The sequence below is a fragment of the Streptomyces sp. CA-251387 genome, assembly GCF_050936625.1.
Lineage (GTDB): Bacteria > Actinomycetota > Actinomycetes > Streptomycetales > Streptomycetaceae > Streptomyces.
Window position 1 is genome coordinate 5,304,326 of the sequence record NZ_JBNJMJ010000001.1, and the last position, 22,856, is coordinate 5,327,181.

Sequence of the window (22,856 nt, forward strand, 5' to 3'; positions counted from 1 at the left end):
ACGGTGCCCGATCTCTCCGTCGTGGTCGTCGGCGGACTGCACGCCGACGCCCGCAAGGCGACCGTGGACCAGCTGCTCGCCGACGTCCCCGACAGCGTCGTACTCCACCACGACCTGGCGACGGCCGCGGCCGGCACGGTCGTCCGTACGATCCGCGACGCCACCGGCATCGTCACCGCCGGCGAGGCGCCCCTCGTGAACGACTGCGCCTGCTGCGCCCTGCGCGAGGACCTGGTGCCGGAGCTGCTGCGCATCCGGGACGCGGGCGGCACCCGCATGGCGGTCGTCGAACTGTGGGACTCGGTGGAGCCGAAGGCGATGGCCGAGGTGGTCACGGCCGGCGGCCTGACGGTCACCGGCGTGATCACCGCGGTCGACCCGGCGCTGGTCCTGCCGTACCTGGGCAACGGCGACGACCTGGCCGAGGGCGGCCTGGCGGCCGCGGCGACCGACCAGCGTACGGTCGCCGACACCTTCGCGCGCCAGCTGGAGTACGCCCCGGTCCTCGCCGTCGCCGACTCCCCGGAGGCCGACGACGAGGACCGCGAACTGCTCGCCCAGCTCCACCCGACGGCCCGCCAGGTCCCGATCACCGAAGGCGGCCCGGCGGCGGCGTCGGCCCCCGTCGCTGCAGCCGACGACCTGATGGTTCCGCCCCCACGCCGCCGCCCCCTCTCCTCCCTCGCCCAGGCGGCGTTGGCCGGCTTCGACGTCGAATCGGCCGCGGCGGCCCAGCATCCGGCGTGCGCCCTGCTCCCCGCCGAGGCGGACGCGCACGGCGTCTCCACCCTCGTCTGGCACCGCCGCCGCCCCTTCCACCCCGAGCGGCTGTACGCGGCCCTGGAGGACCTGACCTGCGCGGCGGCCCGCAGCCGGGGCCGTTTCTGGCTCGCCGACAAACCCGACGTCCTCCTCCACTGGGACGCGGCGGGCGGTGCCCTGTGCGTGGAGAGCGCGGGCCCCTGGCTGGCCTCGCTCCCCGACGCGGCCTGGGACATGGTCCCGCCGGTCCGCCGGGCCGCCGCCGCGCTGGACTGGCACCCCGAGCACGGCGACTGCTGCCAGCACCTGGTCTTCACGTCCCCGGGCCTGGACCGCGACGGCCTGTCCGAGCTCCTCGAGTCCTGCCTCCTCACGGACGCCGAGTACGCCGCCGGCCGCGACGCCTGGAAACAACTCCCGCCCGCCTTCGACACCCTCCTGGAGGTCTGACACCCATGCCCCGCACCCCCGCCCGCAAGCCCGCGAAACCCCGCCCCAACCCCCTGGACCAGGCCGGCATCACCTACATCGACTACAAGGACACCGACCTCCTCCGAAAGTTCATCTCCGACCGCGGCAAGATCCGCAGCCGCCGAGTCACCCGAGTAACGGCCCAACAACAACGCCAACTGGCCAAGGCCATCAAGAACGCCCGCGAGATGGCCCTACTCCCGTACACCGCCCGCTGAGCGCCCGGCCCCCACTCCTCAAACGCCGGACGGCCCTGCCCGCTCGCGGCTTGCCCGGCGTGGGGGCTGGGCTGGGGTGGGTCGCGCGGCCCGGCGCTGACGGGGTGCCGCTGCGCCCACCCGTGCCGCCCCAGCGGCACGACTGCCGCAGCTAAGTGGGCATGAGGGGCCAGCAGCTACCCAGGCTGCTGCGGGCCGTAAGGCGGTGGCGCGTACCCCCGCGGGCCCGCGGTCGCGTACGGCGGGAAGGGGACGTGTCGGGGGGTGTCCGCCCGCAGTGGCCGGCGTCAACACGCAGTGCCTCCTGGCCTAAGTCCAGCCGCCGGTCCGAGGACGGACACCCCCCGGCACGGCCCCGACCCACAACGAGACCGCAGGCGCTACGCGCACCCCCACCCCACCCGCACAGGCGCCGCAGGCATCAACGCGCACCCCCACCACCCGCACGCACCCCCGGCCCAACCGCCGGAGGCCCCCGCATCAACGCGCACCTCACCCCAGCCCGCCCCACCCGCCCGCACCCAACTCCGCCTCCCACACCGTCACTTGGCGTGGAACAAGAAAGCCCCAGAACGCGTCTCTTGCTAGTGCACGCATGTGATGCGATGCCTGGGGCACGCGCTGGAACGCAAATGGGCCCGCGTACGTCACAGGAGTAACCGCAGCAACACCCCGCGTGCACGTGCATCTGCTCATGCAGCTGCACGTGAACAGAGCTATGATCCGGGAGCAGTTGACCACTGCACCACGAGCGGCCACCACCAGCTGCATCAGCTCTGGCATCAATGGCCTCAAAACCACCGCACCACCGGGGAGCGACCTGTGGACCACGACGTGTACAACGGCATGGCAGCCACGGCTCTGACCGGGGTGGCCTGGCAGAAGAGCAGGCACAGCAACTCGCAGGGCTCCTGCGTAGAGTTCGCCCGACTCCCCGGCGGCGACGTGGCCGTACGCAACTCGCGCTTCCCGGACGGCCCCGCCCTCGTCTACACCCGCGCCGAGATCGAGGCGATGCTCCTGGGCATCAAGGACGGCGAGTTCGACCACCTGATCGCAGGCTGACACACCAGGGCAATCGACGCCTTCAGCGCCGCAGTAACCGCCCCGCCCCCGGGCAACGCGCGTAGAACCGCGACATCAGCAAACGCCGCGCACCATCATTCCGCCGAGGCCGAGCCCGGAGCCGTCCCCGAAGCGGAGCCCGACGCGGAGCCCGAAGCCGCCCCACCCTCCGACGACCCCTGCCCCTGCACCCGGAACAGCGCCCAAACGACCTTCCCGCTGAGCGCCCCCGCCAACGGATGCCACCCCCACCCGTCACTGAAGGAGTCGACAAGAAACAACCCCCGACCGGACTCCGCCGAAAAGTCGTCGGAGTCACGCGCAACCGGACTCTCGTGACTGGGATCGCGCACCGCGCACACCAGCCGCTCGGTCCACCGCATCAGATGCAACCGCACAGGCGGCGTCTGCTCGGGTATTCGCTGCGCACCCGCCGGCAGTGCATGCCGTAGCGCATTGGTCACCAACTCCGAGACCACAAGGCAGACATCGTCGAAGCGATGCCCCAATTCCCACTGGTCAAGAGTGCGCCGGGTGAACTTCCGAGCCTCACGCACCGCTTCGTAGCGGGCCGGCAGAGCGCAGGAGGCGGCGTTGGACACGGCTGCGGGATCCAGCGGCGGAAGGCCCTGCCGTAACGGCTCGAGCATGGTCGATCCATTCGTCCCCATGCGAGGCACTCCCGGGAATTCGCGGTCGTTGCGATGCAGCGGTTGCGCGGGACCATGGTTTCGGATGCGCAGAGCAGATGCAAGGGCAGATGCACGTGCACGTGACCGAATTGGACGTTCCCGTACCGCTTCTTGGCCATTTTTTCCGCCAACTTCAATCTCTCTCCTTGTCTTCCGTGCACCCTCCGTCACCCCTCCCTGACAGGAATCCTTGTCTTCTTTCCATCTCTGTAATCGGACGAGTACTGCTCGAAGTGATTTAGTGGCAGACTGCGGGCCCTGAAGACGGTTGGGGAGGCTGGCGAACGTGAGCGCGGGAGAGCCCGGATCGGTGGTGCGGCGCATGCTGCTCGGCTCGCAACTGAGGCGACTGCGGGAAGCACGCGGGATCACGCGCGAGGCGGCGGGTTACTCGATCCGCGCCTCCGAGTCGAAGATCAGCCGGATGGAGTTGGGCCGGGTGAGCTTCAAGACGCGGGACGTCGAAGACCTGCTGACGCTGTACGGCATCACGGACGAGCAGGAGCGCAACTCGCTCCTCTCCCTCGCCCGCGAGGCCAACGTCGCGGGCTGGTGGCACAGTTACTCGGACGTCCTGCCCAGCTGGTTCCCCACCTACGTCGGACTTGAGGGCGCCGCCAGCGTCATCCGCGCGTACGAAGTGCAGTTCGTGCACGGCCTGCTGCAGACCGAGGAATACGCCCGCGCGGTCGTACGGCGCGGCATGAAGGGCGCGAGCGAGGCGGACGTCGAGCGGCGCGTGGCGCTGCGCCTGGAGCGGCAGAAGTACCTCGTCTCCGAGAACGCTCCCGAGTTCCACATCGTCCTGGACGAGGCCGCCCTGCGCCGCCCCTACGGCGACCGCGAGGTCATGCGCGGCCAGCTCCAGCACCTGATCGAGGTCTCCGAGCGGCCGAACGTACGGCTGCAGGTCATGCCGTTCAGCTTCGGCGGCCACTCCGGTGAGTCCGGCGCCTTCACCATCCTCAGCTTCCCGGAGTCGGACCTCTCGGACGTCGTCTACCTGGAACAGCTCACCAGCGCGCTCTACCTCGACAAGCACGAGGACGTCACCCAGTACGAGAAGGCGCTCAAGGAACTGCAGCAGGACAGCCCCGGCCCGGACGAGAGCCGGGACGTGCTGCGGGGCCTCCTCCAGCTCTCCTAGGGATTCCCCTCGATCACCGGCGGAGCCACCCAACTCACTTGAAACGCAAGTACGATGACGTGTGATCAGACCGTGAAGTTGATCAAGTTCGATCGGTTGGTCAGGTCGATCAGCTGATCAGGGTGTCGCTAGGGATGAGGGATCACATGTCGTCGTACTTCACCGACCTGGCTCAGCAGTACATCGACGGTGAGTGGCGCCCGGGCACCGGTTCCTGGGACATCATCGACTTCAACCCGTACGACGGCGAGAAGCTGGCATCGATCACCATAGCCACGGTCGACGAGGTGGATCAGGCCTACCAGGGGGCCGCCCGCGCCCAGAAGCAGTGGTCGGCGACCAATCCGTACGCCCGCCGCGCCGTCTTCGAGAAGGCGCTGCGTCTGATCGAGGACCGCGAGCAGGAGATCGCCGAGGTGATCATCGCCGAGCTCGGCGGCACCCGGCTGAAGGCGGCCTTCGAACTCCACCTCGCCAAGGAGTTCCTGCGTGAGGCGATCCACCTGGCCCTGCGCCCCGAGGGCAAGATCATCCCGTCGCCGACGGACGGCAAGGAGAACCGCGTCTACCGCGTGCCGGTCGGCGTCGTGGGCGTGATCAGCCCCTTCAACTTCCCGTTCCTCCTGTCGATCAAGTCGGTCGCCCCGGCCCTCGCCCTCGGCAACGCCGTGGTCCTCAAGCCCCACCAGAACACCCCGATCTGCGGCGGCTCCCTGGTCGCGAAGATCTTCGAGGACGCGGGCCTGCCGGCCGGCCTGCTGAACGTCGTCATCACCGACATCGCGGAGATCGGCGACGCCTTCCTCGAGCACCCGATCCCGAAGGTCATCTCCTTCACCGGCTCCGACAAGGTCGGCCGCCACGTCGCCACCGTCTGCGCCTCCCACTTCAAGCGCTCGGTCCTCGAACTCGGCGGCAACAGCGCGCTGGTGGTCCTCGACGACGCCGACATCGACTACGCGGTCGACGCGGCGGTCTTCAGCCGGTACGTCCACCAGGGCCAGGTCTGCATGGCGGCGAACCGGGTCCTCGTGGACCGCTCGATCGCGGACGAGTTCACCGAGAAGTTCGTCGCCAAGGTGAAGTCGCTGAAGACCGGCGACCCGCGCGACCCGGAGACGGTCATCGGCCCGGTGATCAACTCCTCCCAGGCGGAGGCGATTTCCGGCGCCGTCGCGCAGGCGATCGCCGAGGGCGCGACGGCCCTGGTGCACGGCACGACCACGGACAATCTGGTCGAGCCGTCGGTCCTGACCGGCCTCCCGGCCGACTCGGCCCTCCTGAAGCAGGAGGTCTTCGGCCCGGTCGCCTTCCTCATCCCCTTCGACGGCGAGGAGGAGGCCGTACGCCTGGTCAACGACACCCCGTACGGCCTGAGCGGCGCCGTCCACACCGGCAACATCGAGCGGGGCGTGAACTTCGCCAAGCAGATCGACACCGGCATGTTCCACGTGAACGACGGCACGGTCCACGACGAGCCGATCGTCCCCTTCGGTGGCGAGAAGCACTCCGGCCTCGGCCGCCTGAACGGCGAGACGATGCTGGACGCGTTCACGACGATCAAGTGGATCTCGGTGCAGCACGGGCGCAGCGGCTTCCCGTTCTAACCTGGACCGCATGTCAGCGATCCGTCTCCTCGTGCTCGGCGCGGTCCGTCAGCACGGGCGGGCCCACGGCTACCAGGTGCGCAACGACCTGGAGTACTGGGGCGCGCACGAGTGGTCCAACGCCAAGCCCGGCTCGATCTACCACGCCCTGAAGCAGATGGCGAAGCAGGGGCTGCTGCACGCCCACGAGATCGCGCCGTCCACGGCCGGCGGGCCGCCGCGCACGGAGTACGAGATCACCGAGCGGGGCACCGAGGAATACCTCGGTCTGGTGCGCCAGTACCTCACGGCCTACGACCAGAAGATGGACGTCAAGTCGGCGGCCATCGGCTTCATGGTCGACCTGCCGCGCGCCGAGGTGATGGCGCTGCTCAAGGAGCGGATCCGGCGGATTGAGGAGTGGCGCGGGGCCGTCACCGAGCACTACGTCCCCGAGGACGGCCCCGAACAGCTGGGCCACATCGGCGAGATCATGAACCTGTGGATCCACACGGCCGACGCCGAGGCCGAGTGGACCCGGGGGCTCATCGGGCGGATCGAGGGCGGGGCGTACACGTTCGCGGGGGAGGGCGAGCCCTTCGTGGGGATTCTCGCCGAAGGCGAGGAGAACCCGTACGCGACGGGGGAGCGGCATCCGGAGGACGCCCGCTAATCAAGTTTGACTAACCCATGCCCCCGGCGTTAGCTTCGATCGGGTAGTCAAGTTTGACTAGCGAGGGAGTCTCAGTGGCCGACGCGGCGATCACCGTCGAAGGGGCACGCAAGAAGTACGGCGGCAAAGCCGGCAAGAACGCACTGGACGGGCTCGACCTCAGCGTCGCGCGCGGCACCGTGCACGCAGTGCTCGGGCCGAACGGCGCGGGCAAGACGACCCTGGTCCGGATCCTGTCCACCCTCCTGCGGCCGGACAGCGGCCGCGTCGAGGTGGCCGGGCACGACGTGGTGCGGCAGGCGTACGAGGTGCGCCTGCGCATCGGCCTCCTCGGCCAGCACGCGGCCCTGGACGAGGAACTGGGCGGCCACCAGAACCTGGAGATGTTCGGCCGCCTGCACCACTTGGGCGCCCGCCACGCGCGCGTGCGCGCCGACGAGCTCCTGGAGCGCTTCGGCCTCGCCGACACCGGCCGCAAGCCGGTCAAGCAGTACAGCGGCGGCATGCGGCGCCGACTGGACCTGGCCGTCTCGCTCATCGGCAACAAGCACGGCACCGACCCGCACGTGCTCTTCCTGGACGAGCCCACCACCGGTCTCGACCCGCGCGGCCGCGCCGAGGTCTGGTCCGCGGTCCGTTCCCTGGTCGGCGGCGGCACGACGGTCCTGCTCACCACCCAGTACCTGGAGGAGGCCGACCAGCTCGCGGACCGCATCTCGGTCGTCGACGCCGGCCGCGTCATCGCCGACGGCACGGCGGACGAACTGAAGGCGCTCACCGGCGGCGACCGCATCGACATCGTCCTGCGCGACGCGGGCCACCTGGGCGCGGCGGTCGCCCTGCTGCCCGTACCGACTGACGGCGTGAGCGTCGACCCCGACCGCCGCCTGCTCAGCGCCCCGGTCACCGACCGGATGGCGGCGCTCTCCGGCGTCGTACGCGCCCTGGAGGAGGCCGGAATCGAGGCGGAGGACGTCGTCCTGCGCCGCCCGACGCTGGACGAGGTGTTCCTGCACCTCACCGGAGACGAGGCGCACGCGCGCGTGAAGGAGGCCGCATGACCACCTACGCACTCACCGACTCCTGGACCATGACCCGCCGCGAACTCGCCCACTGGGCGCGGCAACCCGTGCAGGTCGTGGTCAACCTGGTCTTCCCCGTGATGCTGCTGCTGATGTTCGGCTACCTCATCGGCGGCGGCCGGGGCGTGGCGGGCTCGTACATCGACTACCTCGTCCCCGGGATGCTCGCGCTCACCATGGCCTTCGGCCTCGAGGGCACGATGATCGCGGTCACCCAGGACCTCAACAGGGGCGTGATCGACCGCTTCCGGTCGATGCCGATGGCCAACGGGGCGGTGCTGGTGGGCCGTTCGGCGGCCGACATGCTCCAGTCGGCGCTGGCGCTGCTCGTCCTCATGGGCGTCGGGTACGCGCTCGGCTGGCGCGCGGACGGCGGCCCCGGGGCCTTCCTCGGCGCCGTGGCACTCCTCCTGCTCTTCCGCTTCGCCATGCTGTGGATCGGCATCCACCTGGCGCTGGTGGCCGGAAGGCCGGAGATGGTGCAGGCGGTGCAGATCCTGGTCTGGCCGATCGGTTTCCTGTCCAACGCCCTCGCCCTCCCCGGGTCCATGCCCGACTGGCTGGGCACGGTCGTCGAGTGGAACCCGATGTCCCATACGGCGACGGCCGTGCGGGACCTGTTCGGCGGCACGGGCACCGAGAGCCTCGGGGCGGCGATCGTATGGCCGTTGGTGCTCCTGGCGGTGTTCTTCCCGCTCGCCGTACGCCGGTTCGCGCGCCTGAGCCGCTGACGGCCGTCCTAGTAGCCCTCTAGTGGTGGAAGCCGGTGGCCGCCCCCTTGTCCCGCGTCAGGGGGTGCGGCTGCCGGCGCAGCTCGGGCAGCAGCCGGCCCAGGTCCTCCACGAACAGCTCGGCGAGGTCGGCGGAGAAGCCGTTGCGGCAGACGACCCTCAGGACGGACAGGTCCTCGCGGTTCGGCGGGAAGGTGTACGCCGGGACCAGCCAGCCCATCTCGCGCAGCCGCCGGGAGACGTCGAAGACGTCGTACGCCCGCACGTCCGGGGCCGTCGTGAACGCGAAGACGGGCAGCTGGTCGCCCCGGGTCAGCAACCGGAAGTCACCGAGCTTCTCCACGGCGTCGGCGACCTTCCCGGCCACGTCCCGCGAGGCCTGCTGCACGGCCCGGTAACCCTCCCGCCCCAGCCGCAGGAACGAGTAGTACTGGGCGACGACCTGGGCGCCCGGCCGCGAGAAGTTCAGCGCGAAGGTCGGCATGTCGCCGCCCAGGTAGTTGACGCGGAACACGAGCTCCTCGGGCAGCGCCTCCTTGTCCCGCCACAGCGCCCAGCCGGCGCCCGGGTAGACCAGCCCGTACTTGTGCCCCGAGGTGTTGATCGAGGCGACCCTCGGCAGCCGGAAGTCCCAGACCAGGTCCTCGTCGAGGAAGGGCGCCACCATCGCGCCGGACGCCCCGTCGACGTGGACGGGGATGTCGAGGCCGGTCCGCTCCCGCAGACCGTCCAGGGCCGCGCACAGCTCCTCGATCGGCTCGTACGACCCGTCGAAGGTGGAGCCGAGGATCCCGACGACCCCGATGGTGTTCTCGTCGCACAAGCCGGCCGCCGCCTGCGGATCGAGATGGAACCGCTCGCCCTCCATCGGGACCAGCCGGGCCTCCACCTCCCAGAAGGTGCAGAACTTCTCCCAGCAGACCTGGACGTTGACGCCCATGACCAGATTCGGGCGGGCGTCCCGCGACGGATACCGGTCGGCGTTGCGCCGCGCCCAGCGCCGCTTCAGCGCCATCCCGGCGAGCATGCACGCCTCGCTCGACCCGGTCGTCGAACAGCCCACGGCCGCCGCCGGGTCCGGGGCGTGCCACAGATCGGCGAGCATCGCCACACACCGCTTCTCCAGCTCGGCGGTGCGCGGATACTCGTCCTTGTCGATCATGTTCTTGTCCCGGCACTCCGCCATCAGCACCCCGGCCTGCGGTTCCATCCAGGTGGTGACGAAGGTGGCCAGGTTGAGCCGGGAGTTGCCGTCCAGCATCAGCTCGTCATGGACCAGCTGGTACGCCGTCGACGGCGGCAGGGGAGCGTCGGGCAGCCGGTGCCTGGGCGGGGCCTCGGTCATCCCGCCGACCGGGTTCGCCTCGCCGTAGAAGGGATTGACGGCGAGCCTGCGCCCGCGGCCGTCGTCGTGCGGTGCTTCGCTGTTCCCACGATGCAGGGGCATGCCTACGACGGTAGGTCCGGGCTCCCGGGCTTGCACCTCACGTCGCGTGAGGACTCACCGTGGAGTGCGTAAGAGGAAGGGAGCGGAAGTGGGCTACTCCGTGGGACAGGTCGCAGGCTTCGCCGGAGTGACGGTGCGCACGCTGCACCACTACGACGACATCGGCCTGCTCGTGCCCAGCGAGCGCAGCCACGCGGGCCACCGGCGTTACAGCGACGCCGACCTCGACCGGCTGCAGCAGATCCTGTTCTACCGCGAGCTCGGCTTCCCGCTCGAGGAGATCGCCGCCCTGCTCGACGACCCGGACGTGGACCCGCGCGCACACCTGCGCCGGCAGCACGAGCTGCTGACCGCCCGGATCGAGAAGCTGCAGAAGATGGCGGCGGCCGTGGAGCACGCCATGGAGGCACGCAAGATGGGGATCAATCTGACGCCGGAGGAGAAGTTCGAGGTGTTCGGGGACTTCGACCCGGACCAGTACGAGGACGAGGTGCAGGAGCGCTGGGGCGACACCGACGCCTACCGGCAGTCGCAGCAGCGGGCAGCCTCCTACACCAAGGAGGACTGGCTGCGGATCCAGCGCGAGGCCGAGGAGATCGGCCGGCGCTTCGTCGCGCTGATGGAGGCCGGTGAACCGGCGGACTCCGAGGCGGCCATGGACGCCGCCGAGGAGCACCGCCAGGGGATCTCCCGCAACCACTACGACTGCGGGTACGAGATGCACACCTGCCTCGGGGAGATGTACGTCGCCGACGAGCGGTTCACGCGCAACATCGACAAGGCCAAGCCCGGACTCGCGGCCTACATGAAGGACGCGATCCTCGCCAACGCCGCCCGCCACACCGCGTGACCCCTGGCCCGGGACCCCGTACGGGTCACTCCCGGGCCAGGACCACCGCTGTCCCGTAGGCACACACCTCGGTGCCCATGTCGGCCGCCTCGGTCACGTCGAACCGGAACATCAGCACCGCATTCGCGCCACGCGCGCGTGCCTGCTCGACGAGCCGCTCCATGGCCTGGTTGCGGGTCTCCACCAGCGTCTTGGTGAGACCCCGGAGCTCACCGCCGACCAGCGACTTCAGCCCGGCGCCGATCTGACTGCCGAGATGCCGCGAGCGCACGGTCAGCCCGAAGACCTCGCCGAGAACCTCTGTGACGCGGTGGCCGGGAATGTCGTTCGTGGTCACGACCAGAACGTCGGGCCGGGGCCCCTGCCCACCGCCGTACTCATCAATGCCCATGACACACAGCTTTGTCCCAGCAGGGGCACAGTGCATCCTGAGGGGGTCCATGGAACCTGGGCGGCCAGTGCAACGTTGATAATTCTTGAGCAGCCAGCTGCGCCCCGCCCGCCCCCTCCCAGCAGGAGCCACAATCCCGTGACCACGCTCGCGCTCGGCCCCGAGTGGCTCGACCCGAACTATCTGATCGAGACCTTCAGCCTCCCCGGCATCCTGCTGATCGTCTTCGCCGAGTCCGGCCTCTTCGCCTTCCTGCCCGGCGACTCCCTGCTCTTCACGGCGGGCCTCTTCGTGGCCCAGGGCCAGTACATCAGCCAGCCCCTCTGGCTGGTCTGCACCCTCATCGTCCTGGCCGCCGTCATCGGCGACCAGGTCGGCTACATGATCGGCAAGTTCCTCGGACCGAAGCTCTTCAACCGGCCCAACTCCAAGCTCTTCAAGCAGGAGAACCTGGACAAGGCCCACGAGTTCATGGAGAGGTACGGCCCCAAGGCGATCGTCCTCGCCCGCTTCGTCCCGATCGTGCGCACTTTCGCCCCCATCGTGGCGGGCGCGGGCCGCATGAAGTACCGCACGTTCTTCACGTACAACGTCATCGGCGGCATCGCCTGGGGCACCGGCGTCACCCTCGCGGGCTACTGGCTCGGCCAGATCGAGTTCATCAAGACGAACGTCGAGGCGATCCTCGTCCTGATCGTCTTCGTCTCCGTGGTCCCGATCATCATCGAGTTCCTGCGAGAGCGCGCCAAGAAGAAGCGCGCGGCGGCCGAGACCCCCGCCCCCGTCCAGCAGCAGCACATGATGATGGACGACGCGACGACCCAGCTCCGCCGCATCCCGTCCGACGACCAGCCGCAGCCCCAGCAGCAGTACGGCAACGAGCAGTACGGCAACGAGCAGGGCGGCCGGCAGCAGTACGGCTACGACCAGCAGTACTACGGCGGCCAGCAGCAACAGCAGCAGCCGTACGCCCAGCAGTATCCCCAGGGCTACGGCCAGCAGCAGCCTTACGGCACTCAGCAAGGCCGGCAGTACCCGCCCAACCAGGGTTACTGAAACGCCCCGAAGGGGCGCGGGGAACTGCGCGACAAGCCACGAACCACCTGCAGCCGCCCACCTCCAGCAGGACCGAGCTCGTAGGCACCCGGCATCAGAATCCCCGCGTCCGCTTGGCGGCGCGCCGCTTCTCGGGAGATCCGATCCTCAGGAACAACCGAGAGATCTCCGACCCGAGGTTGACCCCGATAGCAATGGCCATGGCCAAAGAAGCCGCCGTGGCCAGCGAAACAAGCCCCGAATCCACCTTGTTCTGCGCGATCGACAGCAGCCCGAAATAGGTGGACGACCCTGGCAACAGGGGCCCGATCGCGGCGGTCGTGTACGGCAGCGCCGAAGCGAACCGATACCGAGCCATCAGCTGCCCGAACAACCCCACCAACCCCGCCGCGACAGCCGTGGAGGCGACCGGCGACAGCTCACCGGCGTAATGCAGCGCGCCGTACACGACCCAGGCGACACCCCCGTTGAGGGTCACGGCGACCACGGTGGACCGTTCCTGCTGGAGCAGCACCGCGAAGGTCAGCGACAGCAGCATCGACGCGCCGATCTGCCAGTACGGCCGCTCCGAGATGTTCAGCGCCGCGTCGGGATCGAGCTTCGCGCCCAGGTTCACGCCGAAGTACAGGATCACCAGCACCCCGACGACGATGCCGACGAAGAAGTACATGACCTCCAGCAGCCGCGCGGACGCGGTGATGTAGAACCCGGTCAGCCCGTCCTGCACCCCCGCCACCAGCGCCCGCCCGGGCAGCAGCGCGAACAGCCCACCGGTGATCACCGCGGACGCCTTTACATCGACGTGCGCCAGCGTCAACGCGACCCCGATCGCGGCCGGCGGCATCGCGGCCACCGTGAATTGGTAGAACTCCGGCAGCCCGCGCCCCGCGCACAGCCACGCCAGCCGGTCGCCGAGCATCGCGCCCAGCATGGCCGCGATGAAGACGATCACGTCACCACCGACCAGTACGGACGCCGCCCCCGCGAGCAGCCCGCTCGCTCCGGTCAGCACCCAGGTCGGGTACGGGTGCCGGTTGCGGCGGATCTCCGCGAGCCGCCCGTAGGCCTCCTCCAGGGAGATGTGGCTCTCCGGGTCACTGAGGTCGTCGACGAGCTGGTAGACGGCGGCCAGGCGCGTGTAGTCGGTGCCGCGCCGCCGCACCGTACGCGACGCCGATACGGGGTCGTCCACCAGCGACGGCTGGTACGTGACCGACAGCAGGGTGAAGGTGACGTTCGGCTCACAGCGGTCCAGGCCGTAGGACCGGCAGACCGCGAACATCGCCGCCTCGACGTCCTCCGCGCCCTCACCGCCCGCCAGCAGCAGTTCGCCGATACGCAGGGTCAGGTCGAGCACGCGCGGGACGGCCGGACCCTCGTCCTCCGCCTTCGGCATCCGCTCCGGCGCGGGCCGCTCGGCCACCGGCATGCGCAGCATCGTCCGCATTCGGTCCTGCCAGGGCAGGTCCTTGGTCAGGCTGACCATCGGGATGCCGTTCGGCGGAGTGAACGCGGGCAGGGCGTCCTCAAGGCTGTAGCCGCGGGGCGCGCTGAACGCCGATCCTTCGGGCTCCGGCGATGGCGGCTGCGGTACGTCCAGCCCCTTGGGGAGGGCGAACTCGGACGTGGTCTCCGACTCGCTGTCCCCCACCTCGACCCCGGCGGGCGGCGTGAAGGCCATCCTCGCCTCGTCCGACTGCGGCTTGCGGTCCTCCGCGTCCGTCACGTCTGTAGCGCTCCCTGTACGACACCTCCTGCCGCACTCAGTATGCGCACAGACACACGAACGGGCTGCACGCGCACGCGTACAGCCCGTTCACACGGCTTAGGAGGCTACCGGTGCCTCAGTGGCCGCCCTGGTCCTTGAAGCGCTTGTACGACCGCTCGATCTCGGCCTCGGCCTCGGTGCGGCCCACCCAGTCGGCGCCCTCGACCGACTTGCCGGGCTCCAGGTCCTTGTAGACCTCGAAGAAGTGCTGGATCTCCAGGCGGTCGAACTCCGACACGTGGTGGATGTCACGCAGGTGCTCCACACGCGGGTCCGTCGCCGGCACGCACAGCAGCTTGTCGTCGCCGCCGGCCTCGTCCGTCATCCGGAACATGCCGATCGCGCGGCACTTGATCAGGCAGCCCGGGAAGGTCGGCTCGTCCAGGATGACCAGCGCGTCCAGCGGGTCGCCGTCCTCGCCGAGGGTGTTCTCGACGAAGCCGTAGTCGGTCGGGTAGGCGGTCGAGGTGAAGAGGCGACGGTCCAGGCGGATCCGACCGGTCTCGTGGTCCACCTCGTACTTGTTCCGCGAACCCTTCGGGATCTCGATCGTGACGTCGAACTCCACCGGTGGCTCCTCCATGATCAGCACATAGTTCTGGTGGTTAAGTGTCCCTCACGCAGGTGTGTGATCGCGAAAGGGGCTGGTGGTCGTGCCAGAGCTGAGGCCTTGGCGAGCCGCGAGACCGCATGTGACGCGGGTCGCGGACGCCGTACGACCGCGTCTGGCGCGAGCCGCACAGGCCGTACGCCCACGTCTCGCACGCGCCGCGACGGCCGCGAAACCACGGGCCGCCCGGCTCGTGCGAGCCGTCTCCCCGCAGGCCGCGCGGACACGCAAGCCGAAGACCTGGCAGTACACCGCGGGCGCCGCCACCGCCGGGCTGGCGCTGGCCGCCGGAGTGGTCACCGCCGCCGGTCCCTGGGACTCCACCGGTCAGCGTACGGCCGAGCGGGACTGGGCGGCCGCCCGGGAGCGCACGGGTGGCACAGATCACGGCCGTAAAGCTGATACGGCCGATACTTCCGATACCGCCGATACTTCCGATACGGCGGCCGAGGCGCCCCGTCCCGCCCCCAGTGCCGCCTCCGTCCTCACCGGCCTCGGCGGCGGCACCAACACCGTGAAGTCGGCCCCGAACGGCAAGGCCCTCGCCGGCGTCCTGGGGCCGCTCCTGGACGTACCGGGGCTCGGCACCCGCAGGGCGGCGGCGGTCGTGGACGTGGCCACCGGCAAGCGTCTCTACGGCGGAGGAGCCGCCGAGCCCCTCACCCCGGCCTCGACGACGAAGATCGCCACCGCCGCGGCCGCCCTCGCCGCACTCGGCCCCGACCACCGCCTCACCACCCGTACCGTCCTCGAACCGGACACGAAGGAACTGGTCCTGGTCGGCGGCGGTGACCCCACGCTGACGGCTCGCAAGGACGACGGGGGCTGGGCGAGCCTGCGCGAGCTGGCTTCCGCCACGGCAGAGGCGCTGCAGAAGCGGGACGTACGGCAGGTCACCCTCTCCTTCGACACGACCCTCTACGCGGGCCGCGACCTGCACCCCATCGGCGTGAACGACAACCTCGCCCGGGTCACCCCCCTGATGGCCGACGAGGCCCGCACGGACGGCTCCAGCAGCGGCCCGGCGCCCCGGGTGGCGGATCCGGCGAAGGACGCGGCGACCAGGTTCGCGTCCTTCCTCGCGGACCACGGCATCAAGACCACATCCCCCGGCCTCTCCAAGGCGACCAACCGGGCCGAGTCCCTCGCCGAGGTCTCCTCGCCCCCGCTCTCCGCCCTGGTCGAGCGGATGCTCACCAACAGCGACAACGACATCGCCGAGGCCCTCGCCCGCCAGACGGCCGTGGCAAGCGGGAAGCGCGCCGACTTCGACGGCGCCGGCGAGGCGATCGAGGCCCAGCTGACGAAGCTCGGACTGCCGGTGTCCGGCATCGACGTCAAGGACGGCAGCGGTCTCGACCGCGCCGACAAACTCACGGCGGGCCTGCTCGCGACCCTCCTCGCCAAGGCGGCCGACCCGGCCCACCCCGAACTCCGCCCCACCCTCACCGGCCTCCCCGTAGCAGGCTTCACCGGCACCCTGGCCGGCCGCTACACGGACGGCGCGGCAGGCATCGTACGAGCCAAAACAGGCACCCTGACCGGTGTGAACACCCTCGCGGGCACGGTGGTCGACCAAAACGGCCGCCTCCTGTCCTTCGCCTTCCTGTCCTCGAACACGACGGACCCGTGGGCGGCCCAGTCCGCCTTGGACAAGGCGGCGACGGCACTGGCGGCGTGCGGCTGCGACTGACCACATCGCGGCGGGTCACGCCGCTCGCCGCTGCCGCCGCCGGTCGTGCCGCCACCGCCGTGGGCACAACGCCGGGCCCCCACACAACTCACCGCCAACCGAGCCAACCCGTCACGGCCTGCCCCAAGTGGGAACGCTCACGTACGGTTGACACATGACGAGCATCGGTGGTGCCGAGATGGTCGACTGGAATCTCGCGGTGGCAACCGCGACCCGGCTCGTACGGCCGGGCCCCGAGGTGAGCCGCGACGAGGCCCGCGCCGTCGTCGCCGAGCTGCGCCGACATGCCAAAGCCTCGGAGGAGCACGTCCGGGGCTTCACTCGTATGGGCACGGAGGAGACCCACGACACCCCCCTCCTCGTCGTCGACCGCCCCGGCTGGGTCCGGGCGAACGTCGCCGGCTTCCGCGAGATCCTCAAGCCCCTGCTCGAAAAGATGCAGGAGCGCCGCAGCGGCAGCCCCGGCGGCGCGGTGCTCGGCGCCGTCGGCGGCAAGGTCACCGGCGTCGAACTCGGAATGCTGCTGTCCTTCCTGGCCTCCCGCGTCCTCGGCCAGTACGAGACCTTCGCCCCCGCCACCCGCGAACTCCCGGCGGGTGAGAACGGCGGCGGCCGCCTCCTGCTCGTCGCCCCGAACATCGTGCACGTGGAGCGCGAACTCGACGTACAGCCCCACGACTTCCGCCTGTGGGTGACCCTGCACGAGGAGACGCACCGCACGCAGTTCACCGCCGTGCCCTGGCTGCGGGACCACTTGGAGGGCGAAATCCAGTCGTTCTTGGGGGAGACGGACGTCGACCCGATGACCGTCCTGGAGCGCATCCGCGAGGCCGCGCAGTCGCTGGCGGGCGGCCGTCCCGAGGCCGAGGAGGACGACGGCGGGCGGTCCTTCGTGGAGCTGGTGCAGACCCCGGCCCAGCGGGAGATCCTCGGCCGCCTCACCGCCGTGATGTCCCTCCTCGAGGGCCACGCCGACTTCGTGATGGACGGGGTCGGCCCCCAGGTCGTACCGACCGTCGCCGAGATCCGCGAGAAGTTCCAGCAGCGGCGGGCCAAGGGCGCGTCGAGGCTCGACATGGCCCTGCGCAAGCTGCTGGGTCTGGACGCCAAACTCAGGCAGTACCGCGACGGCGAACGCTTCGTACGAGCCGTCGTCGACCAGGTCGGCATGGACGGCTTCAACCGCGTGTGGACGTCCCCGAACACCCTCCCCACCAAGGCGGAGATCGCCAAACCGGCGGACTGGATCGCGCGGGTGCACCGCAAGGCCGAGTAGTGAAATCACACGGGAAGTCGTGCATCTCATACGAACGTCGTGAACCGAATCCGGCCGACGGCAGGCAAACGCCCCTCCAATCACCCGTCCGAGGGACCGTGGGCGATGGGTAGGCGTGCAATGCTCGGGGCACGGCCCGGTTCTGTCACCATCTACACACTCTGAGTGACCGACCTCGGGCTCACCCCCCGAAAACTTCATGAAGGGAACCGGACATGGGTCCCCATCCTGCGGTCGCGGCGATACGCCTGGCGGTCCGCCGCGTCCTCCACGACATCCTCACCGAACACAGCCACATCACCGACGCAACAGCGCCCGGCAGCCGGCGTGCGATCTCCTACGAGACGCCGCCCGCGACACCGCCGACGGCGCCCTCCGTGACGTCGGCCGCCACCATGCTCGCCACGGCCGCGTACGACCCCGAGCGGGCCACGGCCTCCCACCGCACGGCCCCCCACGGCACGGCACCCGAACCGCCGTACGAGCCCCTCCGCGCAACCTCGCAGGAGCCCCCGCCCCCCGCCCCGCACGAGCGACCCCCCTCCCCGCTCGTGCTCGTGGCGTGCTCCGGCGGCGCCGACTCCATGGCCCTCGCCTCCGCGCTCGCCTTCGAAGCCCCCAAACTCGGCATCCGCGCCGGCGCCGTCACCGTCGACCACGGACTGCAGCCCGGCTCCGACCTGCGCGCCGAAGAAGTCGTCCTGCGCATGCGCGAACTCGGCCTCGACCCGGTCGAGTCCGTCGCCGTCACCGTCGGCCGCGAAGGCGGACCCGAAGCCGCCGCCCGCGACGCCCGCTACGCCGCCCTCGACGACGCGGCCGTACGCCACGGCGCCCTCGCCGTCCTGCTCGGCCACACCCGCGACGACCAGGCCGAAACCGTCCTGCTCGGCCTCGCCCGCGGCTCCGGCATCCGCTCCCTGTCCGGCATGGCCGCGGTCTCGGGGGCCGGCGGCCGTTACCGGCGCCCCTTCCTCCAGCTCGACCGGCAGACCGCCCGCAAGGCCTGCATGGTCCAGTCCCTGCCGGTCTGGGACGACCCCCACAACGCCGATCCCGCCTACACCAGGTCCCGGCTGCGCCAGGAAGGCCTGCCCGCCCTGGAGAAGGCGCTCGGCAAGGGCGTCGTGGAGGCCCTCGCCCGCACGGCCCAGCTCTCCCGCGACGACGCCGACGCCCTCGACGCCTGGGCCCGCCAGGCCGAGGCCGCCGTACGCGACTCGGCCGGCCTCCTGGAGTGCGCGAAGCTGTACGCGCTGCCGCCCGCCGTACGCCGCCGGATCCTGCGCCGCGCCGCCATCGAGGCCGGTGCGCCCGCCGGCGCGCTGTTCGCCCGCCACATCGAAGAAGTCGACCGGCTGATCACCGGCTGGCGCGGCCAGGGAGCCATCAATCTCCCCGGCAAAGTCGTCGCCCAGCGCCAGGGTGGCAGACTGGTGATTCGGCAAGGCTGAAACCGGACCTCCCACCGGCCCCTCGATCGGGGTCGCGAGAGCGGCCGGGACCGGCCGGTGGGACGACCGAAAGTGATGCGGGTGGACGCGAAAGACATGGGTGCCGACCTCAAGCAGGTACTCATCACCAAGGAAGAGATCGACGCCAAGCTGGCCGAGCTGGCGGCCAAGATCGACGCGGAGTACGAGGGCAAGGACCTGCTCATCGTCGGCGTCCTCAAGGGCGCGGTGATGGTCATGGCCGACCTCGCGCGGGCGCTGTCCACCCCCGTCACCATGGACTGGATGGCCGTGTCGTCGTACGGCGCCGGCACCCAGTCCTCCGGTGTCGTGCGGATCCTCAAGGACCTCGACACCGACATCAAGGGCAAGCACGTCCTCATCGTCGAGGACATCATCGACTCCGGCCTGACCCTCTCCTGGCTGATCAACAACCTCGGCTCCCGCGAGCCCGCCTCCCTGAAGGTGTGCACGCTGCTGCGCAAGCCGGACGCCGCCAAGGTCGCCATCGACGTGGAGTGGGTCGGCTTCGACATCCCGAACGAGTTCGTCGTCGGCTACGGCCTCGACTACGCCGAGAAGTACCGCAACCTCCCGTTCGTCGGTACGCTCGCGCCCCACGTCTACGGCGGCTGACCCGGACGGTCCGGAAATCCGGACCCGAAGGGCCCAAGCCTCGTACGAAGATCGGGAACCCCGGCGGGCCTCGCGGCGTTGGAGCATGCAGACGGGCTTGACAGCCCGCCCGTGCGGCTACGGGCGTCAAAGCTGGGGTACCGTCAGAAGAACTGTCTTATCAAACTCACTATGGCAGGAGGGACGGGGCGGCATCGCTCCGTATGGATGGACGTGAAGCGATACTTCCGTGGGCCGGTCATGTGGATCGTGCTGGCCGTCCTTGCCGTGGTCGTGTTGATGCAGGTCGTCGGCTCGTCCGGCGGCTACAAGACGGTGGACACCGGCCAGGTCGTTCAGGCGATCAATGAGAACAAGGTCGAGTCGGTCAAGCTGACCACCGGCGACGAGCAGACCGTCAAGGCCCAGCTCAAGGACGGCGAAAAGGTCGAGGGCGCCACCAAGATCCAGGCGAGCTACATCGGCGACCAAGGCGTGAACATCGCCAACACGCTGCAGAACAAGTACGAGCAGAAGCAGATCCCGGACGGCTACACGGTCTCGCCGTCCAAGCAGAACCCGTTCGTGGGCATCCTGCTCTCCCTGCTGCCCTTCGTCCTCATCGTGGTCGTCTTCCTGTTCCTGATGAACCAGATGCAGGGCGGCGGCTCCCGAGTCATGAACTTCGGGAAGTCCAAGGCGAAACTCATCACCAAGGACACCCCGAAGACGACGTTCGCGGACGTCGCCGGCTCGGACGAGGCCGTCGAGGAGCTCCAGGAGATCAAGGAGTTCCTCCAGGAACCGGCCAAGTTCCAGGCCGTCGGTGCGAAGATCCCCAAGGGCGTCCTGCTCTACGGGCCTCCCGGCACCGGTAAGACGCTCCTCGCGCGCGCCGTCGCCGGCGAGGCGGGCGTCCCCTTCTACTCGATCTCCGGTTCCGACTTCGTCGAGATGTTCGTCGGTGTCGGTGCCTCCCGAGTCCGTGACCTGTTCGAGCAGGCCAAGGCGAACGCCCCGGCGATCGTCTTCGTCGACGAGATCGACGCGGTCGGCCGCCACCGCGGCGCCGGCCTCGGCGGCGGTCACGACGAGCGCGAGCAGACCCTGAACCAGCTGCTCGTCGAGATGGACGGCTTCGACGTCAAGGGCGGCGTGATCCTCATCGCCGCGACGAACCGGCCCGACATCCTCGACCCGGCCCTTCTGCGCCCCGGCCGCTTCGACCGCCAGATCGCGGTCGACCGCCCGGACATGCAGGGCCGTCTGGAGATCCTCAAGGTCCACCAGAAGGGCAAGCCGGTCGCCCCGGACGTCGACCTCTCGGCGGTCGCCCGCCGCACCCCCGGCTTCACGGGTGCCGATCTGTCCAACGTCCTGAACGAGGCGGCGCTGCTCACGGCCCGCTCGGACAGGAAGCTGATCGACAACCAGATGCTGGACGAGGCCATCGACCGCGTCGTGGCGGGCCCGCAGAAGCGGACCCGGATCATGTCGGACAAGGAGAAGAAGATCACCGCGTACCACGAGGGCGGACACGCCCTGGTCGCGGCGGCCTCCCCGAACTCCGACCCGGTCCACAAGATCACGATCCTGTCGAGAGGCCGAGCCCTCGGCTACACGATGGTCCTGCCGGACGAGGACAAGTACTCCACGACCCGCAACGAGATGCTGGACCAGCTGGCCTACATGCTGGGCGGCCGCGCGGCCGAGGAGCTCGTCTTCCACGACCCGACCACGGGCGCGGCGAACGACATCGAGAAGGCCACGGCCACGGCCCGCGCGATGGTCACGCAGTACGGCATGACCGAGCGCCTGGGCGCGATCAAGTTCGGCGGCGACAACACCGAGCCGTTCCTCGGACGTGAGATGGCTCACCAGCGCGACTACTCGGAAGAGGTCGCCGCGCTGGTGGACGAGGAAGTCAAGAAGCTCATCGAGAACGCGCACAACGAGGCCTGGGAGATCCTGGTCGAGAACCGCGACGTCCTCGACAACCTCGTCCTGCAGCTGCTGGAGAAGGAGACGCTGGGCAAGGAGGAGATCGCCGAGATCTTCGCCCCCATCGTCAAGCGCCCGCCGCGGCCCGCCTGGACCGGCTCCTCGCGCCGCACGCCGTCCACCCGTCCGCCGGTGCTCTCCCCGAAGGAGCTCGCACTGACGAACGGCGCCAATGGCGCGACGCCGGCGATCAGCACCGCGAAGTCGACGGCGGCGGAGCCCGCCCCGGCGACCGAGCCGGCCGCCGAGGAGCGTCCCGAGAGCTGACGCCGCCCCGCCCCGGTGACCTCGCCGGGCCCGGAATGGATGCCGCGTCCCCCTGGTTTTAGCCTGGGGGGCGCGGCATTTTGGTATGTCCGCAGATCAGACGCGCACGTGGCCCACACGCGCGCGACCCGCACAGGAACGAGGCACCACATGACCGACCCCGTGACGCTGGATGGCGAGGGCTTCATCGGCGAGTTCGACGAGAAGCGCGCCGAGAACGCCGTGCGCGAGCTGCTGATCGCGGTCGGGGAGGATCCGGACCGGGAGGGGCTGCGGGAGACGCCAGCGCGGGTGGCGCGGGCTTATCGGGAGCTCTTGGCTGGGCATACACAGCAGCCCGAGGATGTCCTGACGACTACGTTCGATATCGGGCATGACGAGATGGTCCTGGTCAAGGACATCGAAATCGTATCTTTGTGTGAACATCATATGTTGCCATTTCATGGCGTAGCTCACATTGGGTATATTCCGGCAGAAAGCGGCAAGATCACCGGTCTCTCTAAGCTCGCGCGGCTGGTTGAGGTGTTTGCCCGCCGCCTGCAGGTGCAGGAACGACTCACCACGCAGGTCGCCGACTCCCTCATGGAGATCCTCGAGGCTCGGGGTGTGATCGTCGTCATCGAGGCCGAGCACATGTGCATGTCGGTGCGCGGTATCCGCAAGCCTGGCGCCAAGACCACGACGTCGGCGGTGCGGGGTCAGCTTCGGGATGCTACGACCCGAGCCGAGGCAATGAGCCTGATACTGGCGCGCTGAGCTGATTGTCAGTGGTGCCCGATACCGTCCTTGATCAGAGGAGTCGATCGCTGGGCGCTTGCAGGCGCGGAGCGTTCGGGCGGGTTGCCGACTCTGGACGCTGGACGGGGAACGCACGGTTCAGACGACCGTCACCCACGTGGTGGCAGCAAAGGTCCGTGATGTCGTGGACGTGACGACCGACCATGTGACGTTCACCGTGGCGCCGGATCAGCTGCTGGGTACGCCTGACGGTTGGGTCCATG

The 22,856-nt window shown here is 69.6% G+C and carries 21 protein-coding genes; 16 read left to right on the top strand and 5 right to left on the bottom strand.

Features of this window, described 5'->3' with window-relative positions; translation table 11 throughout:
* The first annotated feature begins 3 nt into the window (after positions 1-3).
* The 3 genes from ACQEV2_RS23730 to ACQEV2_RS23740 all read left to right on the top strand — a co-directional run bounded on the left by ACQEV2_RS23730 (position 4) and on the right by ACQEV2_RS23740 (position 2,516).
* On the top strand, positions 4-1,212 hold the full coding sequence (locus ACQEV2_RS23730) for a GTP-binding protein (protein ID WP_433044959.1): 1,209 nt from the start codon (positions 4-6) through the stop codon (positions 1,210-1,212).
* 5 nt (positions 1,213-1,217) lie between these two features.
* On the top strand, positions 1,218-1,451 hold the full coding sequence (gene rpsR / locus ACQEV2_RS23735; RefSeq protein WP_433044962.1) for a 30S ribosomal protein S18: 234 nt from the start codon (positions 1,218-1,220) through the stop codon (positions 1,449-1,451).
* An 846-nt stretch (positions 1,452-2,297) separates the two neighbouring features.
* A complete protein-coding gene (locus ACQEV2_RS23740; RefSeq protein ID WP_051827660.1) occupies positions 2,298-2,516 on the top strand; it encodes a DUF397 domain-containing protein in 219 nt (72 codons plus the stop codon).
* A gap of 95 nt (positions 2,517-2,611) precedes the next feature.
* On the opposite strand, the gene ACQEV2_RS23745 is transcribed toward ACQEV2_RS23740, so the two are convergent.
* Positions 2,612-3,187, bottom strand: coding sequence for an ATP-binding protein (locus ACQEV2_RS23745; protein ID WP_433044965.1), 576 nt, complete (start codon positions 3,185-3,187; stop codon positions 2,612-2,614).
* 343 nt (positions 3,188-3,530) lie between these two features.
* On the opposite strand from ACQEV2_RS23745, the gene ACQEV2_RS23750 reads away from it, so the two are divergent.
* From ACQEV2_RS23750 to ACQEV2_RS23770, 5 genes are all read left to right on the top strand, one after another.
* On the top strand, positions 3,531-4,355 hold the full coding sequence (locus ACQEV2_RS23750) for a helix-turn-helix domain-containing protein (protein WP_433054716.1): 825 nt from the start codon (positions 3,531-3,533) through the stop codon (positions 4,353-4,355).
* 146 nt (positions 4,356-4,501) lie between these two features.
* On the top strand, positions 4,502-5,962 hold the full coding sequence (locus ACQEV2_RS23755; RefSeq protein ID WP_433054719.1) for an aldehyde dehydrogenase family protein: 1,461 nt from the start codon (positions 4,502-4,504) through the stop codon (positions 5,960-5,962).
* A 10-nt stretch (positions 5,963-5,972) separates the two neighbouring features.
* Positions 5,973-6,614 carry a PadR family transcriptional regulator gene (locus tag ACQEV2_RS23760; RefSeq protein ID WP_433044968.1) on the top strand — a complete coding sequence of 214 codons (642 nt, stop codon included), beginning with the start codon at positions 5,973-5,975 and terminating at the stop codon, positions 6,612-6,614.
* A 74-nt stretch (positions 6,615-6,688) separates the two neighbouring features.
* Positions 6,689-7,675 (top strand): ATP-binding cassette domain-containing protein, encoded by a 987-nt coding sequence (locus ACQEV2_RS23765; protein ID WP_433044971.1) that lies wholly within the window; start codon positions 6,689-6,691, stop codon positions 7,673-7,675.
* Positions 7,672-8,427, top strand: coding sequence for an ABC transporter permease (locus tag ACQEV2_RS23770; RefSeq protein ID WP_433044974.1), 756 nt, complete (start codon positions 7,672-7,674; stop codon positions 8,425-8,427). The genes ACQEV2_RS23765 and ACQEV2_RS23770 overlap by 4 nt, the downstream gene beginning before the upstream one ends.
* 19 nt (positions 8,428-8,446) lie before the next feature.
* On the opposite strand, the gene ACQEV2_RS23775 is transcribed toward ACQEV2_RS23770, so the two are convergent.
* Positions 8,447-9,874, bottom strand: coding sequence for a glutamate decarboxylase (locus tag ACQEV2_RS23775; RefSeq protein WP_433044977.1), 1,428 nt, complete (start codon positions 9,872-9,874; stop codon positions 8,447-8,449).
* Positions 9,875-9,962: 88 nt separating this feature from the next.
* On the opposite strand from ACQEV2_RS23775, the gene ACQEV2_RS23780 reads away from it, so the two are divergent.
* The gene (locus ACQEV2_RS23780) at positions 9,963-10,724 is read left to right on the top strand and encodes a MerR family transcriptional regulator (RefSeq protein ID WP_433044980.1); all 762 of its coding nucleotides are present in this window, start codon (positions 9,963-9,965) and stop codon (positions 10,722-10,724) included.
* 25 nt (positions 10,725-10,749) lie between these two features.
* On the opposite strand, the gene ACQEV2_RS23785 is transcribed toward ACQEV2_RS23780, so the two are convergent.
* Positions 10,750-11,115, bottom strand: a complete 366-nt coding sequence (locus tag ACQEV2_RS23785; RefSeq protein WP_433044983.1) for a YbjQ family protein — start codon at positions 11,113-11,115, stop codon at positions 10,750-10,752.
* Positions 11,116-11,253: 138 nt separating this feature from the next.
* Between ACQEV2_RS23785 and ACQEV2_RS23790 the strand changes: the two genes are divergently transcribed.
* Positions 11,254-12,171 carry a DedA family protein gene (locus ACQEV2_RS23790; protein ID WP_433044986.1) on the top strand — a complete coding sequence of 306 codons (918 nt, stop codon included), beginning with the start codon at positions 11,254-11,256 and terminating at the stop codon, positions 12,169-12,171.
* Positions 12,172-12,265: 94 nt separating this feature from the next.
* Here the strand turns inward: ACQEV2_RS23790 and ACQEV2_RS23795 are convergent, their stop codons facing one another.
* Both ACQEV2_RS23795 and ACQEV2_RS23800 read right to left on the bottom strand, forming a co-directional pair.
* Positions 12,266-13,897 carry a threonine/serine ThrE exporter family protein gene (locus tag ACQEV2_RS23795; RefSeq protein ID WP_433044989.1) on the bottom strand — a complete coding sequence of 544 codons (1,632 nt, stop codon included), beginning with the start codon at positions 13,895-13,897 and terminating at the stop codon, positions 12,266-12,268.
* Positions 13,898-14,015: 118 nt separating this feature from the next.
* Positions 14,016-14,507 (bottom strand): inorganic diphosphatase, encoded by a 492-nt coding sequence (locus ACQEV2_RS23800; protein ID WP_031487466.1) that lies wholly within the window; start codon positions 14,505-14,507, stop codon positions 14,016-14,018.
* A gap of 124 nt (positions 14,508-14,631) precedes the next feature.
* Between ACQEV2_RS23800 and dacB the strand changes: the two genes are divergently transcribed.
* The 6 genes from dacB (at position 14,632) to folE (ending at position 22,611) form a co-directional block, all read left to right on the top strand.
* Positions 14,632-16,242, top strand: a complete 1,611-nt coding sequence (dacB, locus tag ACQEV2_RS23805; RefSeq protein ID WP_433044993.1) for a D-alanyl-D-alanine carboxypeptidase/D-alanyl-D-alanine endopeptidase — start codon at positions 14,632-14,634, stop codon at positions 16,240-16,242.
* A 154-nt stretch (positions 16,243-16,396) separates the two neighbouring features.
* Complete coding sequence (locus ACQEV2_RS23810; RefSeq protein WP_433044996.1) at positions 16,397-17,518, top strand: zinc-dependent metalloprotease; 1,122 nt, start codon at positions 16,397-16,399, stop codon at positions 17,516-17,518.
* A gap of 215 nt (positions 17,519-17,733) precedes the next feature.
* A complete protein-coding gene (gene tilS, locus ACQEV2_RS23815; RefSeq protein ID WP_433044999.1) occupies positions 17,734-18,972 on the top strand; it encodes a tRNA lysidine(34) synthetase TilS in 1,239 nt (412 codons plus the stop codon).
* Positions 18,973-19,047: 75 nt separating this feature from the next.
* Positions 19,048-19,608 (top strand): hypoxanthine phosphoribosyltransferase, encoded by a 561-nt coding sequence (hpt, locus tag ACQEV2_RS23820; protein ID WP_398814035.1) that lies wholly within the window; start codon positions 19,048-19,050, stop codon positions 19,606-19,608.
* A 207-nt stretch (positions 19,609-19,815) separates the two neighbouring features.
* Positions 19,816-21,855 carry an ATP-dependent zinc metalloprotease FtsH gene (ftsH, locus tag ACQEV2_RS23825; RefSeq protein ID WP_433045002.1) on the top strand — a complete coding sequence of 680 codons (2,040 nt, stop codon included), beginning with the start codon at positions 19,816-19,818 and terminating at the stop codon, positions 21,853-21,855.
* 150 nt (positions 21,856-22,005) lie between these two features.
* Positions 22,006-22,611: a GTP cyclohydrolase I FolE gene (folE, locus tag ACQEV2_RS23830; protein ID WP_433045005.1), complete on the top strand. Its 606-nt coding sequence runs from the start codon at positions 22,006-22,008 to the stop codon at positions 22,609-22,611.
* Positions 22,612-22,856 lie beyond the last annotated feature (245 nt).

What these genes read in the sequence shown, in the direction of transcription:
- hpt (WP_398814035.1), top strand. Translation starts at nt 19,048, where the DNA reads ATGCGGGTGGACGCGAAAGACATGGGTGCCGACCTCAAGCAGGTACTC.
- ACQEV2_RS23745 (WP_433044965.1), bottom strand. Translation starts at nt 3,187, where the DNA reads ATGGGGACGAATGGATCGACCATGCTCGAGCCGTTACGGCAGGGCCTT.
- ACQEV2_RS23810 (WP_433044996.1), top strand. Translation starts at nt 16,397, where the DNA reads ATGACGAGCATCGGTGGTGCCGAGATGGTCGACTGGAATCTCGCGGTG.
- ACQEV2_RS23755 (WP_433054719.1), top strand. Translation starts at nt 4,502, where the DNA reads ATGTCGTCGTACTTCACCGACCTGGCTCAGCAGTACATCGACGGTGAG.
- ACQEV2_RS23775 (WP_433044977.1), bottom strand. Translation starts at nt 9,874, where the DNA reads ATGCCCCTGCATCGTGGGAACAGCGAAGCACCGCACGACGACGGCCGC.
- ACQEV2_RS23785 (WP_433044983.1), bottom strand. Translation starts at nt 11,115, where the DNA reads ATGGGCATTGATGAGTACGGCGGTGGGCAGGGGCCCCGGCCCGACGTT.
- ftsH (WP_433045002.1), top strand. Translation starts at nt 19,816, where the DNA reads ATGGACGTGAAGCGATACTTCCGTGGGCCGGTCATGTGGATCGTGCTG.
- ACQEV2_RS23770 (WP_433044974.1), top strand. Translation starts at nt 7,672, where the DNA reads ATGACCACCTACGCACTCACCGACTCCTGGACCATGACCCGCCGCGAA.
- ACQEV2_RS23750 (WP_433054716.1), top strand. Translation starts at nt 3,531, where the DNA reads ATGCTGCTCGGCTCGCAACTGAGGCGACTGCGGGAAGCACGCGGGATC.
- folE (WP_433045005.1), top strand. Translation starts at nt 22,006, where the DNA reads ATGACCGACCCCGTGACGCTGGATGGCGAGGGCTTCATCGGCGAGTTC.
- ACQEV2_RS23740 (WP_051827660.1), top strand. Translation starts at nt 2,298, where the DNA reads ATGGCAGCCACGGCTCTGACCGGGGTGGCCTGGCAGAAGAGCAGGCAC.
- ACQEV2_RS23760 (WP_433044968.1), top strand. Translation starts at nt 5,973, where the DNA reads ATGTCAGCGATCCGTCTCCTCGTGCTCGGCGCGGTCCGTCAGCACGGG.
- tilS (WP_433044999.1), top strand. Translation starts at nt 17,734, where the DNA reads ATGGGTCCCCATCCTGCGGTCGCGGCGATACGCCTGGCGGTCCGCCGC.
- rpsR (WP_433044962.1), top strand. Translation starts at nt 1,218, where the DNA reads ATGCCCCGCACCCCCGCCCGCAAGCCCGCGAAACCCCGCCCCAACCCC.